The sequence below is a fragment of the Shimia sp. R11_0 genome (assembly GCF_017744035.1).
GTDB lineage: Bacteria > Pseudomonadota > Alphaproteobacteria > Rhodobacterales > Rhodobacteraceae > Shimia > Shimia marina.
This window is the reverse complement of record NZ_JAGHQY010000001.1, coordinates 51,336-68,201: the sequence shown is the minus strand read 5'-3', so window position 1 is coordinate 68,201 and position 16,866 is coordinate 51,336. Positions and strand designations below refer to the sequence as shown.

At 57.2% G+C, this 16,866-nt stretch carries 13 protein-coding genes; 11 read left to right on the top strand and 2 right to left on the bottom strand.

Annotated features, from left to right (window positions below):
- The first annotated feature begins 16 nt into the window (after positions 1-16).
- The 7 genes from J7382_RS00290 (at position 17) to J7382_RS00260 (ending at position 7,648) form a co-directional block, all read left to right on the top strand.
- Positions 17-721, top strand: a complete 705-nt coding sequence (locus tag J7382_RS00290) for a lysophospholipid acyltransferase family protein (RefSeq protein ID WP_209066363.1) — start codon at positions 17-19, stop codon at positions 719-721.
- Between the two features lie 112 nt (positions 722-833).
- Positions 834-1,682 (top strand): flagellar motor protein MotB, encoded by an 849-nt coding sequence (locus tag J7382_RS00285; protein ID WP_209066362.1) that lies wholly within the window; start codon positions 834-836, stop codon positions 1,680-1,682.
- Positions 1,683-1,809: 127 nt separating this feature from the next.
- Complete coding sequence (locus J7382_RS00280; RefSeq protein WP_209066361.1) at positions 1,810-3,114, top strand: flagellar hook-basal body complex protein; 1,305 nt, start codon at positions 1,810-1,812, stop codon at positions 3,112-3,114.
- A 37-nt stretch (positions 3,115-3,151) separates the two neighbouring features.
- Entirely contained in the window at positions 3,152-4,606 is a 1,455-nt protein-coding gene (gene flgK, locus J7382_RS00275) for a flagellar hook-associated protein FlgK (protein ID WP_209066360.1), read from the top strand.
- A gap of 28 nt (positions 4,607-4,634) precedes the next feature.
- The gene (locus J7382_RS00270; RefSeq protein ID WP_058238935.1) at positions 4,635-5,627 is read left to right on the top strand and encodes a flagellin; all 993 of its coding nucleotides are present in this window, start codon (positions 4,635-4,637) and stop codon (positions 5,625-5,627) included.
- 8 nt (positions 5,628-5,635) lie between these two features.
- Entirely contained in the window at positions 5,636-6,736 is a 1,101-nt protein-coding gene (locus J7382_RS00265) for a flagellar basal body P-ring protein FlgI (RefSeq protein ID WP_209066359.1), read from the top strand.
- Between the two features lie 210 nt (positions 6,737-6,946).
- Complete coding sequence (locus J7382_RS00260; protein ID WP_209066358.1) at positions 6,947-7,648, top strand: porin; 702 nt, start codon at positions 6,947-6,949, stop codon at positions 7,646-7,648.
- Between the two features lie 61 nt (positions 7,649-7,709).
- Here J7382_RS00260 and J7382_RS00255 read toward each other — a convergent pair whose 3' ends face one another.
- A complete protein-coding gene (locus tag J7382_RS00255; RefSeq protein ID WP_209066357.1) occupies positions 7,710-9,992 on the bottom strand; it encodes an ATP-binding protein in 2,283 nt (760 codons plus the stop codon).
- Between the two features lie 300 nt (positions 9,993-10,292).
- On the opposite strand from J7382_RS00255, the gene J7382_RS00250 reads away from it, so the two are divergent.
- The 4 genes from J7382_RS00250 (at position 10,293) to J7382_RS00235 (ending at position 15,653) form a co-directional block, all read left to right on the top strand.
- The gene (locus tag J7382_RS00250; protein ID WP_223229148.1) at positions 10,293-10,754 is read left to right on the top strand and encodes a MarR family transcriptional regulator; all 462 of its coding nucleotides are present in this window, start codon (positions 10,293-10,295) and stop codon (positions 10,752-10,754) included.
- Positions 10,755-10,758: 4 nt separating this feature from the next.
- The gene (locus tag J7382_RS00245; protein WP_209066355.1) at positions 10,759-11,811 is read left to right on the top strand and encodes an efflux RND transporter periplasmic adaptor subunit; all 1,053 of its coding nucleotides are present in this window, start codon (positions 10,759-10,761) and stop codon (positions 11,809-11,811) included.
- Between the two features lie 11 nt (positions 11,812-11,822).
- Positions 11,823-14,876 (top strand): efflux RND transporter permease subunit, encoded by a 3,054-nt coding sequence (locus J7382_RS00240; RefSeq protein ID WP_209066354.1) that lies wholly within the window; start codon positions 11,823-11,825, stop codon positions 14,874-14,876.
- 183 nt (positions 14,877-15,059) lie between these two features.
- On the top strand, positions 15,060-15,653 hold the full coding sequence (locus J7382_RS00235; protein ID WP_209066353.1) for a 3'-5' exonuclease: 594 nt from the start codon (positions 15,060-15,062) through the stop codon (positions 15,651-15,653).
- A 294-nt stretch (positions 15,654-15,947) separates the two neighbouring features.
- Here J7382_RS00235 and J7382_RS00230 read toward each other — a convergent pair whose 3' ends face one another.
- Positions 15,948-16,127 carry a hypothetical protein gene (locus J7382_RS00230; RefSeq protein WP_209066352.1) on the bottom strand — a complete coding sequence of 60 codons (180 nt, stop codon included), beginning with the start codon at positions 16,125-16,127 and terminating at the stop codon, positions 15,948-15,950.
- Between the last annotated feature and the right edge of the window lie 739 nt (positions 16,128-16,866).

Here is a 16,866-nt window from a genome sequence, read left to right as displayed (position 1 = left end):
GCCGATGAGACGTGGAATGAAACTCTTGGGGACAACCTATCCTATTTTGGCGCTGCGAAGCCTGCTGTTTTATGGCAGTGCTGTTGTGGCGGCTGTGCCGTTTTTACTGTTGTGGCCTGCGCTGCTTTTGTCGCGTGATATCGTCTATGCCATCACGGATCGATATTTGTGGGTGCAGCTCTGGCTCCTGAGGGTGATCTGTGGTGTGCGCTATGAGATCGGGGGGCTGGCGCATGTACCCGAGGAGCCCGTCATTATTGCAGCCCAGCATGAGAGTACTTGGGAAACGCTCTATTTCGAGCTGCTTTTCAGGCGTCCGGTGATGTATGCCAAGAAGCCGATTTTCTCTTATCCGGTGTTTGGGCCGGTGATGCGCAAGATGGGACATATTCCAGTTGATATTGGGGGCAGTGCAGATGACATGCGCGCGGGGTTTCGTGCCGGTGTTGCCGCGCTTGAGGCCGGGCGCAGCTTGTTGATTTTTCCCAGTGGCACGCGCCGCCCTTCCCAAGACGTGCCGCTTCAGGCGGGGGTTGGCGTGCTCTATCAACTGGCGGGGTGCCCGGTGTTGCCAGTGCGACTGAACTCTGGAGACTGCTGGCCGCATGACAGTTTTGTTAAGCGCCCGGGAACCATTCATGTGGAGATTGGACCAGCCATTCCGACGGGGCGCGTGCGCCGTCAGTTCATGGCAGATCTGACCGCCGCCCTCGCGCCCTGACACGGCACTCTCCCAAAGTGCTCTGTGGATAATTCCTAAAATCCCATATGTTAAGGCCGGGGTAAGGCCTGCTCGCTACCACTTGGGGCAGGGTGAGAAAAAGGTGAGTGCGATGGCTGATAATTCCAACGCGCCGGTGATCATTAAACGTAAGAAAGTGGTCGGCGGCGATGGGCATCATGGTGGGGCGTGGAAAATCGCCTATGCGGACTTTGTGACCGCGATGATGGCCTTCTTTCTTCTGATGTGGCTGATCAATGCGACAACAGAGCAACAACGACTTGGCATTGCGGAGTTCTTCAACCCGTCTGTGCCGCTGAACAAGATTTCCGGTGGGGGAAGTGCGATGTTTGGCGGGGACAACGTGTTGGAAGAGCAGATTCTGGCCTATTCGGGGACGGGCGGTCTGCCCACCTCTCTGAAAGGGCAGCCAGAACCGGTTGAGTTCCAGCAACCCGGTGCCGGAAAGGGGTCTGGAGAGGACGCCGGGGAGGAAGATGGGCTCAAAGAGGTGCAGGATCTGTTGATCGGCGGGGGCGGTGAAAGCCTTCTGGCGGATAATATGCTCAAACATGTGGTGACGCGTGTGACCGATGAAGGCCTCGTGATTGAGATCTTTGATGCGGATAACGCCCGTTTGTTTGTTGAGGGCACGTCGGAACCGATGCCGCTGCTCCTGGATATCGCGGAGGTCTTGTCTGAAGTGTCAGCTCTGGTGTCCAACAATGTAGCGGTGGAAGGCCATGTGCGCTCTGAACTGATCACAGTGCGCGAGACACAGGCCTGGCCATTGTCATCGAATCGGGCGAACGCCATGCGGGAGTTGCTGACAATCTTTGGTTTGGAAGAAAACCGGATTGCACGTGTCACGGGACATGCGGATCGTGAAATGGTCTCCAATATCCCCAGAGACCTTAGAAACAACCGGATTGAGATCATTCTGCTGCGCTCGGATCAGTGATCTGGGCACAGTCCGGGGCGCGCTCCGGCTGGATGGTGAGGAGGAAACTTCAGCTGCGTTAGTTGGCTGTTAAGGCACGCCTCGTAACAGTTTGTGCGAACAGATTGTTACAGCAGAAAGGCGTATCATGTCGATTTCCTCCTCGCTTAATGCCGGTGTGGCCGGGCTCTCGGCCAATGCGACCCGCTTGGCGACCATCTCTGACAACATCGCGAACTCGGCCACCTATGGCTATCGCCGTGTGGAGACGGATTTTCAGTCAATGGTCACCGGAGCCAAAGGCGGGAAGTACTCCGCGGGTGGTGTGCAGGCCAGCAGCCGTCGCCTGATTGACACGGGCGGCTCGCTGATTCCGACCACCAATCCGACCGATCTTGCTGTGCGTGGGCGCGGCTTTTTGCCGGTGGCCTCTGCCAATGCGATCAAGGCAGGCAATCAAAATCCACAGCTGATGATGGCCACAACCGGATCTTTCCGTCCGGATAAAGACGGCTATCTTGTGTCTGAAGCGGGTCTGGCCCTGATGGGCTGGCCGGCCAATACCGATGGCACCTTCCCCAATGTGCCGCGGGACTCCAACAATGCGCTGGAGCCCATCCGCCTGCTGACCACAGAGCTGGCTGGCTCCCCAACCACAGCCGTGGCGCTGGGCGTGAACCTGCCCTCGACCTCCACCGTGGCCGGTGCCGCCGGTGACGTGGAAGTGCTGAGCATTGAATATTACGGCAACCTTGGTCAGCCTGAGACGCTGAACATTACCTTCACGCCAACGGTTCCGGCAACGGGTTCTTCCAATGAATGGCGCATGGAAATCCGCGATTCGGCCTCTGGCAACGCGGTGATTGGCGACTACACCATGACCTTTGAAGATGCGCGTACCGATGCGGGCACGCTGCAGGCTGTGGTGACCAACTCGGGTGGGGCCTATGACCCGGTCACAGGTAAGGCCATGCTGAATGTGGGGGGTGGCCCCATGGAAATCGATCTGGGGATTCTGGGTGAGACCGGTGGCATGAGCCAGCTTGGCGATGCTTATGCCCCGCTGAAAGTTGGCAAAGATGGCGCGCCGGTTGGCACGATGACGGACATCAATGTGGACGGCAATGGCATCGTGACCGCGAATTATAACACCGGCATCACCCGCACGATCTTCCGGATCCCGCTGGTGGATGTGCCAAACCCCAATGAGTTGGGCATCTCGCTCGACTTCCAGACCTATGTGCCATCAAGCGCCAGTGGCCCCTACTTCATGTGGGATGCCGGCACCGGCCCCTCTGGTGAGATCCTGGCCTTCATGCGCGAAGAATCGGCGACCGATGTGGCGTCGGAACTGACCGACATGATCAAGACACAACGTGCCTACAGCACCAATGCCAAGGTCATTCAGACCGTGGATGAGATGCTGCAGGAAACCACCAACATCAAGCGTTGATGAATTTGCCGAGGCCGTTGGCCCGAAAGGATAAGTCATGAGTATCTCAAGCGCTCTTACCAATGCGATGAGCGGTCTGACGGCTTCGGCGCGCAGCGCGGAGGTTTTGTCATCCAACATCGCCAATGCCTCCACCGAAGGCTACGGGCGGCGCACGCTGAGTGTGTCGGCCGGGCAATATGGGTATTCCGGCGGCGTGTCCCTGAATGGGGTGACCCGCCATGTGAACCCGGTGACCATCGCCGAACGGCGGCTGGCGGATGCCGGTCAGCAGATGACCAGCAACACCAGCGCGTTTTACACACGTCTGGAACGTCTTGTCGGCACGCCGGATCAGGCCGACAGCCTGTCTGGTCTGCTTGCAGATTTCGAAAGCACTCTGGCCACTGCCACGGGGGCTCCGGACAGCGATGTGCGTCTGGCCAATGCTTCCCTCTCGGCTGAGCGGGTGGTTGAAGGTTTCAATGAGGCCTCCGCAGGCATTCAGAAAATGCGCTCAGAAGCGGATGATCAGATTGGCGGCATGATCAAGGATCTGAACCAGTTGCTGGAACAGACCGAAGATCTCAATCGCAAGATCTCTCTGGCGATCAACCAGGGCTATGAAACCGCCGCTTTGGAAGACGCTCGCCATGTGGTGTTAGACAAGATTGGCGAACTGGTGCCGATCCGCACGGCTGAGCGCGATCGCGGTGCAGTGGCGCTTTACACAACCAATGGGGCCGTATTGCTGGATGGCAAAGCGGCGGAAATCGAATTTAGTGCCGCTGGCACGGTGATGCCGCATATGACAGCAGGCAATGGCATGCTGTCGGGCATCACCATCAATGGTTATACCATGCGGATCGACTCCCAGAAGGGCGCTTTGGCCGGCGGCGCGATTGGCGCGCAGTTTGCCATTCGCGATGAATATGCGGTGCAGGCGCAGACCGATCTGGATGCGGCGGCGCGCAACCTTGTGGAGCGGTTTCAGGATCCAACGATGGACCCAACGCTGGGTGCTGGCGATGCCGGGCTGTTCACCGATGCGGGGCTGGCTTTCAACGTGGCTGATGAGACCGGTCTGGCCGGACGTCTGGAACTGAACAATCTGGTGGATCTGGATGGCGCCGGAGAAACATGGCGTCTGCGCGATGGTCTGGGTGCGGCAACACCGGGAGATTCTGGCGACGCCAGCCAGCTCAACCGCATGCTGGATGCGATGCGGGAGCAGGTGGTGCCGGTCTCCGGCGGATATGGCGGCAAAGCTGTGGCGATGACCGAACTGGGCGGCAAGTTCCTGTCCAGCGTGTCTGGCGCACGGGTGCAGGCCGAGCTGGATGAGACGTTTGCCTCCGCGCAACTGGTCACGCTTGAAGAACTGGAACTGCTGGACGGTGTGGACACCGATCAGGAGCTGCAGCGGCTGATGCTTGTGGAGCAGGCCTATGCCGCAAACGCCCGCCTGATTCAGGCGGCTGATGAAATGATGGAATCCTTGTTGAGGTTGTAAGAACATGCCGGTTATTTCAGTAGGAGACATGGCGCAGCAGATGATGATGGCGCGCCGCACGTCCTCGGTCAAAAGCGATCTTGACCGTCTGGCCTATGAACTTGGTTCTGGCCGCAAATCCGATGTGGCTGCCTCTCTCAAAGGGGACTTTAACGTGCTGGCCGGGGTGGAGCGACAGATCTCCGTTCTCAAAGGCTATGAGGTGGCGACCACCGACGCCGAAGTGTTTACGCAGACGGCGCAGAACACTCTGGAAATGGTGCAAAACGTAGCAGGTGACTTGGCGCGGGATCTGCTGTCGGCGACGCAGTCAAACCTACCGTCCTCGACAGATACGGTGGCGCGCAGTGCGCTCAACGATTTTGAGGCTATGGTGACGGCGCTGAATGGGCGCGCGGCAGACCGGCAGCTGTTTGGCGGCACCGCCACAGATGGCGCGTCTCTGATGAGCGCTGAAGATATGATGACAGACCTCAAAGCTGCGGTGACTGCGGCGGGGGTGGTGACGCCGAGTGATCTGTTCGCGGCAGTGGATGACTATTTCATGACGGCAGGCGGCGGTTTTGAAACCAATGCCTACACCGGATCTACCACGGATCTGGCGCCGTTCCGGCTCAATGACAGTGATACGGCGCAATATAACATCCGTGCAGACAATACCGCGCTCCGGCAGGCGATGCGTGACAGTGCGCTGGCCTCTCTGGCTGTTGATCCGACGCTGAACTTTTCCCTGAGCGAGAAACAGACGATTCTGGGCGAAGCGGGGACCCGTCTGCTGGGGGGGCAGGATGACATTGTCGCCGTGCGCGCGGAGCTGGGCTTCAATCAGGAGCGTATTGAAAATGCGATTGCCAGCAATTCCGCACAGCGCAGCTCGATGCTGATGACACAGAGCGATCTTCTGGGGGCAGATCAGACCGAAGTCGCAGGTCAGCTGCAGGCGGTGCAGGTGCAACTGGAGATGGTCTACACGATCACAGCGCGGCTCTCACAACTTACATTGGCGAACTATATCAGATGACACAGTTTATGAGCTTAGCAAGAATGCTTTGCCTCCTGCTGCTGCTGCCAACGCTGGCATCAGCAAGTCAAATCCGGATCAAAGATCTTGTGGAATTTGACGGTGTACGAGGAAATGATCTGGTCGGCTACGGTTTGGTGGTTGGCCTCAACGGCACCGGTGACGGGCTGCGCAATGCGCCCTTCACCGAAGAAATAATGAGCAACATTCTGGAGCGCCTTGGTGTGAACATCACCGGCGAACAGATGAGGCCCAAGAATGTGGCAGCGGTTTTTGTAACAGCAACCCTGCCACCCTTTGCCCGTGCTGGCGGCACGGTGGATGTGACCATTTCGGCTATTGGCGATGCCTCTAGCCTGTTGGGCGGGACGCTGGTGATGACACCGCTGAACGCCGCAGATGGTGAGATCTACGCAGTCGCCCAGGGCACGGTGATCGCAGGGGGCGTGGCCGCCGAAGGGGACGCGGGTAGCGTCGTCAAGGGTGTGCCAACGTCGGGTGTGATCCCCTCCGGCGCCCGCGTAGAACGAGAGATCGACTTCGATTTCTCATCGCTGACCAATATGCGTCTGGCGTTGCGGGAGCCGGATTTCACAACAGCTGGCCGGATTGAACAGGCGATCAACAGCAACTATGGCCGTCGTGTCGCTCTGATGCTGGATGCGGGCACCGTGCAGGTGGACATTGAACGCACCAATCAGATTTCGCCCGCGCATGCGCTCAGCCAGATTGAGAACATCTCGGTGCAACCAGAACGCAAGGCGCGGGTGGTCGTGGATCAACGCTCTGGCACCATTGTGATGGGCGAAGATGTGCGTATTTCCCGTGTGGCGGTGTCTCAGGGTGGGCTCACGCTGCGGGTGACCGAAGAGCCGCTGGTGGTGCAGCCAAACCCGTTTGCCGATGGCGAAACCGTGGTTGTGCCGCGCACCGAAGCTGAGATTGATGAGGATCCGGGCGTCGGTCTGGCGGAGGTGCCGTCGGGTACATCCCTCAGTGAGGTGATTGCCGGGCTGAACGCCTTGGGCGTGGCACCGCGTGATATGATTGACATCCTCAAGAGCATCAAGGCCGCCGGTGCCCTTCACGCAGAGTTCGTGGTTAGGTAGAATTTACGCACCTTTTCTCAGAAAAAATAAGGCGACCTGCCAAAATGGTGGGTCGTTTTTATTGTTATTACGGAAAACCTTACCTGGGGGTTGTTCCTTTTTTGTCACGGAATTACGGCATTTCAAAAGTTGGTTTTACATTCCTTTTCATATGATGGAATTGGGTCGCATGCACGCGTTGGGTGCATTTTGACTATTTTGGAGACTAAAATGAAAACAGCTCTCTCTCTTATTCTTGGTTTGAGCACCATTGCAGGCGCAGCACAGGCATTTGAATTCAAAGGTGCGGAACTGGGGCTGGAATATTCTCGCTTCCAAGACAAAATTGACGGTGAGTCCCTCGCAAAAACCACGCTGGACGGCTCTGTGGAATTTGGCTTCCTGTCCAACTTCGCGGTGCAGCTTGACGCCGCGCGTCACGATTTCAGCTTTGTTAGCGACAGCGGTACGACCTTCACGCTACACGGCATCTATGACGTGAACGATCAACTGGCTTTGGGTGCTTACTGGAACCGCATTGACGCCGCAAATGACGCGCAGTTTTTTGGTCTAGAGACCAAATACGATTTTGGTGCGGGCTACACTGAAGCCTATTTCGAGAAGGACAACGAAAGTGGCGTTGACACCACGTTGTTTGGCATCAAGGGCGCTTGGGGGGTGAGTGACCAGCTCGACCTGACCGCCGCGTTTGACTATGCTGATGCCGATGACTCTGACGATCTTAAAATCTATACCTTTGGCGTAGAGTATGCTCTCATCGAAAACACAACGCTGACGGCTGACCTTGGTCTTGCAAACGCTGCTGGCGACAACGAAGCGTTCTTCGGCCTTGGCATTCGCTACAACTTCGGCGGAAATGGCGGCACAACCTTCAGCCGCCGTGGTGTTTTCAACCTCACACCGGGTCTGTAAGAGTTTTACAGTTTGAAAACCGCAGTGGCGTCGCATTCTTTGCGGCGCCTTTTTTGTGGTCCTAGGCGTTCAACGCGCTTTGGGTGTCATGGTCTGTTGCGCTTTGTGGTCCCAGATGGGTCAACAGACAGGCAATCAGATCCTCTTTGCGAATGGGCTTGGTCAGGAAGTCATCCATTCCGGCAGACAGGCAGGCCTGTCGTTCACTGTCAAAGACATTGGCGGTCAGGGCCACGATCACAGGCTGTTCGATCGAGCTGCCCCGGATGGCCTCTGTGGCGTCAAGCCCGCTCATGTTTGGCATGGACATATCCATGAAGATGAGATCCGGGGCGTGTTGTAGCGCGGCTTCGACGGCTTCATAGCCGTCATGGGCGAAGTGCAGGTGGATTGGCAGCGTCTCCAGAAACTTTTTCAACAACAGTCGGTTGGTCTGATTGTCTTCCGCCACAAGCACCCGCAGCCCCTCCAGATCCTGAAGGTTGAAATCCTCGACCTCCTCAGCGGAGGCAAAAGGCACAAGCGCGTCTGAGCCGGCTTCAGGCAACCTGATGGGCAGCGAGATCTGAAAACTGGAGCCGGCGCCATATGTGGAGGTCACACCGATTGTGCCCCCCATCAGAGAGACCAGCACCTGACAAATGGTAAGGCCAAGCCCGGTCCCGCCAAACCGGCGGGTGGTGGAGTTTTCCGCCTGCGAGAATTCATCAAAGATGGTGGCCAGCTTGTCTTCGGGGATGCCAATGCCCGTGTCTTCGACCACGAAATGCAAGGAGCATTCTGTGCCACCTTCATCGGTGTCTTCCTGTTCACTCCAGACATGGATGTCGATCTGACCATGTTCGGTGAACTTGGCGGCATTGCCGATGATGTTTGTGGCGAGCTGACGAATGCGCACGTCATCAGACAGGATTACATCCGGCAGATCCTCGTCAAAATGCAAGGTCATGTCCAAGCCTTTGTCACGGACGGTCGGCGACAACAGGCGCACGGTTTCCTCAAAACACTCCCGCACCCGGAATTCGGTTTCGCTGATTTCCATCTTTCCGGCGTCCATCTTGGACAGGTCCAGAATGTCATTGATGATCGTCAGCAAACTGCGGGACGAGCCGATGATGGTCTGCGTATACTCGCGCTGTTCTGGTGTTTGATGGGTCTGTGACAAAAGATCCGCCATCCCCATGATCCCGGTCATAGGGGTGCGAATCTCATGGCTCATATTGGCGAGAAAATCTGCTTTGGCCTTGGCGGCGTCTTCGGCGGCGACGCGGGCCGCCCTAAGGCTCTCGCTGTGTTCCTTGATATGGGTGATATCCCGCGCAATGGCGACAATGAACTCCAGCACATTGTCGCCATTGGTGACGGGGAGGATATGAAGGTCGGTCCAAATGACATTGCCCTCGGGCATATGCGCGGCCAACTCGGCCCGATGTGGCACCGCATTGCGGGCGGCTGTGGCGATTCCATCGAGCACTTCAGGTGGCGCCTTGGACATGGCCAGAAGGTCTTCGAAGGGCTTGCCGACGGAGTGCTCTTTTGGCAGGCGACTGAGTCTACAGAAGGCTTCGTTCACCCATTCCACGGAACGTTCCGGTGTCATCAGCAGCACTGCATCATTGGTCTGGCGAGCGACCATGGAGAGTTTCTGCAGCTCGTGCTGGTGGCGGCCAAGTTCTTCGTTGGCGTCCGAGAGATTGAGCTGACTCCGGCGCAGTGCCTCATTCTGTCGGTAGCTGTGGAACCCTGATGTGGCGAAAGAATAGCACATATACCCCATACTCAGCAGCACGAGGAACATTGGGAAGTCGATATGATCCAGGCTGAGAGCGGACGGAGACAGGAACGTTTTGTAGGTCAGCATCAGAACCGGCGTAATCATGAAGACCGCCATTTTCAGGATCGCGACCCGCGGGTTGGTCGGAAGAATCAGGGCGGCGTTGACAGTGCCCATGCCAAAGGCCGCTGCGACCCCGAGAATCGAACTGTCATTGCCTTCGGCAAAAACATAAATGGCCGCCCCAATCGAAAGGCTCAGCGCCTGCATGATTCCGGCAAAGGCCGCCAATCGCTGAACACTGACAAGGGGCGCTCCGGCGGCGATGCGCGGGGCAACTTGGCGCAGGGTATAGCAGTCCACCCATTCGCCAATCAGCAAAATCAGCGTGGCGGCAAGCCCATAGCGAAGGTCGGTTGCTCCAGTCATGGCGATCAGCGCGAGAGCATAGACGACAAGACGCCGTCGCAATGTGCTCAAACGATCTTCCGCATACTGCACCAACAGCTCCTTCAGCCGCGCGAGCTGGCGGCTGTCATGCAGGAGTTTCTGTTTCGAGTCGGCGGTCATAGGGCATTCAAACCGTTTTGATAACGGTCACCAGTGGTAGCGGGAGGCGGTTAACCAATCATTTGATCAAACGGAACATAGGGCCGACTCAGGCCAGTGCCGACCGTCTTTGTTTCTAAAATTCAGTTCAAATTTTTAATCGCCCTAAGGTTTATATCGAGGGGGCGAAAGATCACTCAATGGGGTGTCGGGGAGCGTTTTAGGCAAAAAATAAGGGTTTTGAGGCAAGAAATCTGTTGCGAGATTTGAATTGTTCGATAAATGGATGTTTCACTCAATGAAGTAATTGGGGAGTCGCACGTGGCCCAAGACCTGTTTGCCAACACCGATCTGCCGCCTGAGTTCAAGGCGATCATTGGGGTCTTTGCCCTCTACAATCAGATTGAGTGTGAGCTGGACAACGTGAACATTTCACCTCCGCTGACCAAAATGGAAAAGCGGGTGCTTGTGTTTCTGGACAAGCCCAAACGCATGGGTGTGCTGGCCGAGGATACGCTTTGTGTGCCCTCTGCGGTGACGCCTGTGGCCGACGCACTCGAAGTGCGGGGCATCGTCAGCCGGACGCGTGATCCCAGTGATCGTCGCGCCTGGCTGTTGGAGTTGACACCAGAGGGTGTCGCCGCCCGTAACCATATCATGACCGAAGTTGTATCTCGGTTCCGCAAGTTTTCCGGCATGTCTGCCGATGAAATTCCCACATTTGCCAATTTGGCGATCAAAGCCATGCCCGGTGCCGTTGAGGCCGGGCTGATGGAGGATTAAACCCATGAAATTCCTTGGATATGTCTGCGCCTTTGCAATGGCTGCGACCCTTGGGGCCGGTGTGAGTGCTCAGAGCGCGGATCAGCGGCTAAAGCCGGTAAAGCTCATGCAGGTGAGCGAGACGCCCGTGGCGTTTCAGCGTCAGTTTTTTGGTCAGGTGAAAGCCCGCCAAAGTGTGGATCTGGCCTTTCAGGTAGATGGGCAGATCGTCGAATTCCCTGTGACAGAAGGCAATAGCATCAAGCAGGGCGAAACCATTGCCCGTCTGGATCTTGAGATTTTTGAGTTGCAGCTCGATCAGGCGCGTTTGCAAAAGGAACAGGCAGATCGCACTGTGCAGCGCCTTGAGAAACTGCGGGGCAATACTGTCAGTCAGGTGACACTGGATGATGCCGAAACCCAGGCGGGGCTTGCGGCGATCGCGGTGCGCAACGCGGAATGGTCTTTGAAACACGCGACATTGAATGCGCCGTTTGATGCCTTGGTGTCTTCGCGCAATGTTGAGCTGTTCACTACAGTCTCCAGTGGCACACCGGTGGTACGGATCCATGATCTGAGCGAATTGCGCATTGAGGTGGATGTGCCGGAAATCCTGTTTCAGCAGGGCAGAAGTGATGAAAACGTACAGATCACCGCACAGTTCCCGGGCAGCAATGAAACCCATCCTTTGGAGATCCGTGAATTTGATGCGGAGACCTCAAACATCGGTCAGACCTTCCGCATTACCTTTGGCATGACACCCCCAGAAGGGCGCACCATTCTGCCCGGATCGTCCGTGACGGTGAGCGTGAGCGCGGTCCAGCCTACGACGGGGATCCTGATCCCCGCGACTGCAGTGGTCATCAACGTGGACGGAGAAATTGGCGTGATGCGCTTTGATCCGATTGGCGCGGCAGAAGGCTCTGTCACTTGGGTGCCAGTGGCCACCGAGCCGGGCATTGGCGGCACGTTGCGTGTGACCGGCGGGCTGAGCGATGGCGATGAGATTGTGCTCACCGGTGGCGCAGGGCTGGATGACGGGCAGGCGGTGCGCCGCTTTGTCGGATTCGGGAACTGAGGTCTGACATCATGGTCAATATCGCGCGCGCGTCGATCGACAAGCCGATCTACACTTGGCTGATCATTTTGATGTTTCTGTTTGGTGGGGCGGTGAGCTTCCTCAACCTGGGACGTCTGGAAGATCCTGCCTTCACCATCAAACAGGCCGTGGTCACCACCAACTACCCCGGTGCAACGGCCGAACAGGTGGCGATCGAGGTTTCTGAGCCACTGGAATCTGCGATTCAGCAGATGGAAGAAATCGACTTCATCACCTCAACCAACCAGCCCGGGTTCTCCCGGATCGATGTGCACATCAAATCCACCTACAGTGGCGATGAGCTCAAGGATATCTGGACCCGTCTGCGGGCGCGGATGCGCGATGCCGCGCGGCACCTGCCTGCTGGGGTGAGTTCGCCTTTGGTCAATGATACCTTTGGAGATGTGTATGGCATCTTCTTCGCTGTCACCGCCGAGGGTTTCACTGATTCAGAGAAGCATGAGTTGGCCACGTTCTTGCGACGGGAGTTCCTGACCGTTGATGGTGTGGCGGATGTAGAGCTTCAGGGCCTGCCAGAAGAAGCGATATTCGTGGAGCCGGATCTCGCACTTTCGGTCAATCAGAACATTTCTCTTGAGGCTATCGCCAACGCCATTGCCAATGCGGATGCAGTTTCTGCGGCAGGCTCGATCACCAATGCCACGAGCAAAACCCGCATCATGCGGCCTGATGGCTCTGACTCTGTGTCAGACATTGCGGGTCTCTCACTGGGTCAGCAGGGGCATGTGGTGAACCTTGTGGATATGGCACATGTGTTCCGGGATCGTCTGCGTGATCCCATGCAGATCATTCGCTTTAACGGCGAAGAGGCCTTTACGCTGGGTGTGGCTGGGATTGCGACAGAGAACATCGTTGAAGTGGGCAAGCGGGTTGATGCCAAACTGGCCGCCATGGAGGGAGATATCCCTGCAGGTGTGACGCTGCACCCGATTTATCAGCAGCATCTGGTGGTCGATCAGGCCTCCAATGACTTCCTTGTCAGTCTGGCGATGTCCGTGGCGATTGTGGTCGCGGTGCTGGCCGTCTTCATGGGCTGGCGTGCCGCGGTGGTTGTGGGAGTCACCCTGTTTCTGACCGTGGTCGGTACCTTCCTGTTCATGGGGCTGTTCTCCATTGAAATGGAACGGATTTCGCTTGGCGCTCTGATCATTGCCATGGGCATGCTGGTGGACAATGCGATTGTGGTGGCCGAGGGCATGCAGATTGCCATGCTGCGCGGCAAAAATTCCCGTGAGGCGGCTGACGAGGCTGCGGGCAAAACGCAGATCCCGCTGCTTGGTGCGACCATCATTGGGATCATGGCCTTTGCGGGCATCGGACTGAGTCCGGATGCCACAGGTGAATTCCTGTTCTCTCTCTTTGCGGTGATTGGCATTTCACTGCTTCTGAGCTGGGTGCTGGCGCTGACTGTGACACCGATGCTGGGGCATTATCTTTTCAAACAAGGCCATGCGGATGCGGCGGATGCTTATGGGGGATTGATCTTCCGGCTTTATGGTTGGTCCCTGCGTCTCGCGCTGAAGCTGCGCTGGCTGGTGATCCCGGGTTTGTTTGCCGTGACCATCGCCTGTTATGCGGGCTTTGGCATGGTGAAGCAGCAGTTTTTCCCCGACAGCAACACGCCGATCTTTTTTGTGCACTACAAGCTGCCGCAGGGCGCGCCGATCCGCACAACCTCCGACCATCTGGAGGTGATCGAAGACTGGCTGGATGCGCGCGAGGATGTGGTCAACTACACCACAATTGTGGGGCAGGGGGCGACACGCTTTCTGCTGACTTATAGTGCCGAGCCGATCAACCCAAGCTATGGCCATCTGATCATCCGCACAGAAACGCTGGAAGAGATCCCGCCGCTGCAAGAGGCGCTCGAAGCCTTTGCCGCAGAGCAGTTGCCAGAAGGGGAATTCCGTACCAAACGTTTGGTCTTTGGCCCTGGCGGCGGTGATCCCATTCAAGTGCGTCTCTCCGGTACGGATCCGGTGATCCTGCGCCAATTGGCGGGGCAGGCGGAGACCATCCTGCGGGGCGCCTCCGACAATATCCTCAGCGTGCGCACCGACTGGCGTGAGCAGGAGGTGGTGATCAAGCCGATCTATGCCACCGAGCGGGCCCAGACTGCAGGTGTCAATCGCGAGGACATCGCTGGCATGCTGGAATTTGCTACCGATGGCAGCAGAACCGGGGTGTTCCGGGAAAATGATCGGTTGATTCCAATCATTCTGCGTCGTCCGGCGGAAGGTGATTTTGGGCTCTTGGATCAGGTGGTCTATTCCTCCACATCTAATAGTTTCCTGCCGGTGGAGCAGCTTGTCGACGGGTTTGTGCATGAGACGCAGAACACGCTGTTGCATCGTCGTGACCGTCTGCCAACCATCACGGTGGGTGCGGACATAGCGCCGGGGCTGACTGCTGCACAGGTGCAGGCTGAGGTGACCGCTGCGATGGAGGCGATGCCAATCCCTGTTGGCTATTCCATGGAATGGGGCGGCGAACTGGAGAGCTCCAGCGATGCGCAGGCCAGCCTTGGGGCACAGCTGCCGCTGAGCCTGTTGATCATGGTGTTGATTTCGGTGCTGCTTTTCAATGCGATCCGACAGCCGATCATCATCTGGCTGCTGGTGCCCATGTCGGTCAACGGGGTTGTGATTGGCCTGCTTGGCACCGACATGCCCTTCACCTTTACCGCGCTGCTTGGGCTGCTCAGCCTGTCGGGGATGTTGATCAAAAATGGCATCGTGCTGGTAGAAGAGATCGACTTCGTCCGCGAGGAAGGCCTGCCCCTGCGGGAAGCCATCGTCACGGCCAGCGTCTCACGTCTGCGCCCGGTGATGTTGGCGGCGGTGACCACGATCCTTGGAATGGCGCCTCTGCTGACCGATGCGTTCTTCGTCTCCATGGCGATCACGATCATGGGCGGTCTGGCCTTTGCCACCGTGCTCACTCTGATCGCGGCGCCGGTGTTCTATCTGGTGTTCTTTGGCCGTGATGAAAAACGCGAGAAGGCTGCTGCGCAGCCCGCCTGATCGCAACACCACATCCAAAAGAGGGCCGTTCTGCACGTCAGGGCGGCCCTTTTGTCGCAAAGGCTTTTGTTCCGTCCCGGATGCTGGCATAGGAGGGGCCCGGTTGGAGCAAGGGATCTGGCATGGCGTTGCGGCGCATCACATATCAACTTGGATGGCAGAGGCTGTTTTCGGAGGGGTTTGATGTTTCTGCCTGACCAGCCTCTTCCGCAGGGCCTGTTCCGCTTCATTGCTTTGGATGTGGAAACCGCCAATGCCAACCGTGGCAGCATCAGCCAGATCGGTCTGGCCTGTGTGCGCATGGATGGCACGATGGAAACCTTTGCCACCTTCATTGATCCGCAGGAAGAGTTTGCGCCTTTCAATACGGAGCTTACCGGCATTGACGCGACAACCGTACGCGGCGCGCCCAGTTTTGCGCAGGCCTGGAAGCAGCTTGAGCCTCTGTTGCGGGGGCAACTGCTGGTCCAACACAGTGGCTTTGATGAAAAGGCGCTCACAGCGGCCTGTCAGCAGGCCGGCCTGCCAGTCTCCCGCCTGATCTGGGCGGACAGTGTGAAGGTGGCCCGCAAAGCCTGGCCAGAGTTTCGCGGCAACGGTGGCCATGGGCTGGCCCATCTCAAAGAAGCGCTTGGCCTGCGCTTCCATCACCATGACGCAGGTGAAGATGCCCGCGCGGCGGCTGAAGTCGTGCTGCTGGCCGAGGCACGCCTGAGCAAGACCATCGAAGCCATCACCGGGCGCACCGCACATCTGCAGATGTCTTTTGCCTTCTGAACGCATGCACAGCCCGTCGCGCTGTCTGCTTCATTTGACCTAAAATATCCCGGGGGTATGGGGGCTGGCCCCCATGTCTCTGCTTTGTCTCGCGCCGCCGTTATGCAAAAAGCCCAACCAAAAGCCGGGCTTCCTGATCACATGAGGCCGCGTCCATGTAGGCGCATGTAGGACGCCGCGAACGCGTTCGCGGCAGCTTCCGTAATCCAAGTAAAATTTCCGCAGAAGGCACCCGAAGAAGTTCGCACTGAATTCCCAAAAGAATTCGCGAAACTCTCATAGTTGTTCGCACGCCTAGTCTTCAAAAAGGCGTTTCTCGGCTCGACGAAACAAACCCATCGCCTGAGATCTTGATAGCAAAATCAATGACTTTTGGGGGGCGCGAAATTTGGGCTCAAAATCGAGAATTTCGGCGAGGATTTCGACTGGCAGGAAGGCCTGATGGTAAACTTTCGGTGTCAGCGATGCTGTCATTGCCACCTTTTGAGCGCGCAGCAGTGCGCGAAAGCTTCATATTACCCCACAAGTAGCGTGCTGTGGGGTATATGAACGCCGACGAGAACGCGTTCGACCTGCACCCGGCGGAAGGCAAGCAAACCATCAAACAGGTTTTGCCGACGCTCGGCGTTTCGCGTCCCCCCCCGTCTTGCTCATGCATCATGGCCCGGTTGGTGCGGACTATGTGAAAGAGGCCGGAACTGACCTCTACATCGCCGGTCATACCCATAGAGGTGGACAGGTCTTCCCGGTCAAAACGATTTCATGCGCGTTCTTCTATGCCTATTGTGGTGGAATTTATGACCATCAGGGCATGAAAGTCCTGGTGTCACAGGGTATCGGAACCTTTTCCTACCAATGCGTGTAGGGACGGAAAATGAACTCAACTTGGTCCACCTCAAACCAGAGGCATAATTGGGATCGCACTGGAAAACGTTCAACAATTCATAGTGCAATTCGTCAATTGCCAAAAATATGAGCCAACTGGCAGCAAATTATCCGACCCCTCTTCGGTTTGATGCGTGGTTCGTGTTCGGCAAGCCGGATCTTCGTTGCGCAAGCTACGAATGGCCGCTTTGAGCCGGACGCTGACTTGGACATTTTGGTCAGATTGAGGTCATTCGCTGCAGTTAGCACCAAGGCCTAATGTTCGGGGCAAAGCAGGCATTGGCACCATGAAACTTAAACAACGGCAACCCGAGCGTTGCTCGCGTTC

Coding starts and splice junctions, on each gene's coding strand:
- J7382_RS00270 (WP_058238935.1), top strand. CDS start 4,635: ATGGCGCAGCAGATGATGATGGCGCGCCGCACGTCCTCGGTCAAAAGC.
- J7382_RS00240 (WP_209066354.1), top strand. CDS start 11,823: ATGGTCAATATCGCGCGCGCGTCGATCGACAAGCCGATCTACACTTGG.
- J7382_RS00285 (WP_209066362.1), top strand. CDS start 834: ATGGCTGATAATTCCAACGCGCCGGTGATCATTAAACGTAAGAAAGTG.
- J7382_RS00290 (WP_209066363.1), top strand. CDS start 17: ATGAAACTCTTGGGGACAACCTATCCTATTTTGGCGCTGCGAAGCCTG.
- J7382_RS00280 (WP_209066361.1), top strand. CDS start 1,810: ATGTCGATTTCCTCCTCGCTTAATGCCGGTGTGGCCGGGCTCTCGGCC.
- J7382_RS00245 (WP_209066355.1), top strand. CDS start 10,759: ATGAAATTCCTTGGATATGTCTGCGCCTTTGCAATGGCTGCGACCCTT.
- J7382_RS00235 (WP_209066353.1), top strand. CDS start 15,060: ATGTTTCTGCCTGACCAGCCTCTTCCGCAGGGCCTGTTCCGCTTCATT.
- J7382_RS00255 (WP_209066357.1), bottom strand. CDS start 9,992: ATGACCGCCGACTCGAAACAGAAACTCCTGCATGACAGCCGCCAGCTC.
- J7382_RS00230 (WP_209066352.1), bottom strand. CDS start 16,127: ATGACAGCATCGCTGACACCGAAAGTTTACCATCAGGCCTTCCTGCCA.
- J7382_RS00260 (WP_209066358.1), top strand. CDS start 6,947: ATGAAAACAGCTCTCTCTCTTATTCTTGGTTTGAGCACCATTGCAGGC.
- flgK (WP_209066360.1), top strand. CDS start 3,152: ATGAGTATCTCAAGCGCTCTTACCAATGCGATGAGCGGTCTGACGGCT.
- J7382_RS00265 (WP_209066359.1), top strand. CDS start 5,636: ATGAGCTTAGCAAGAATGCTTTGCCTCCTGCTGCTGCTGCCAACGCTG.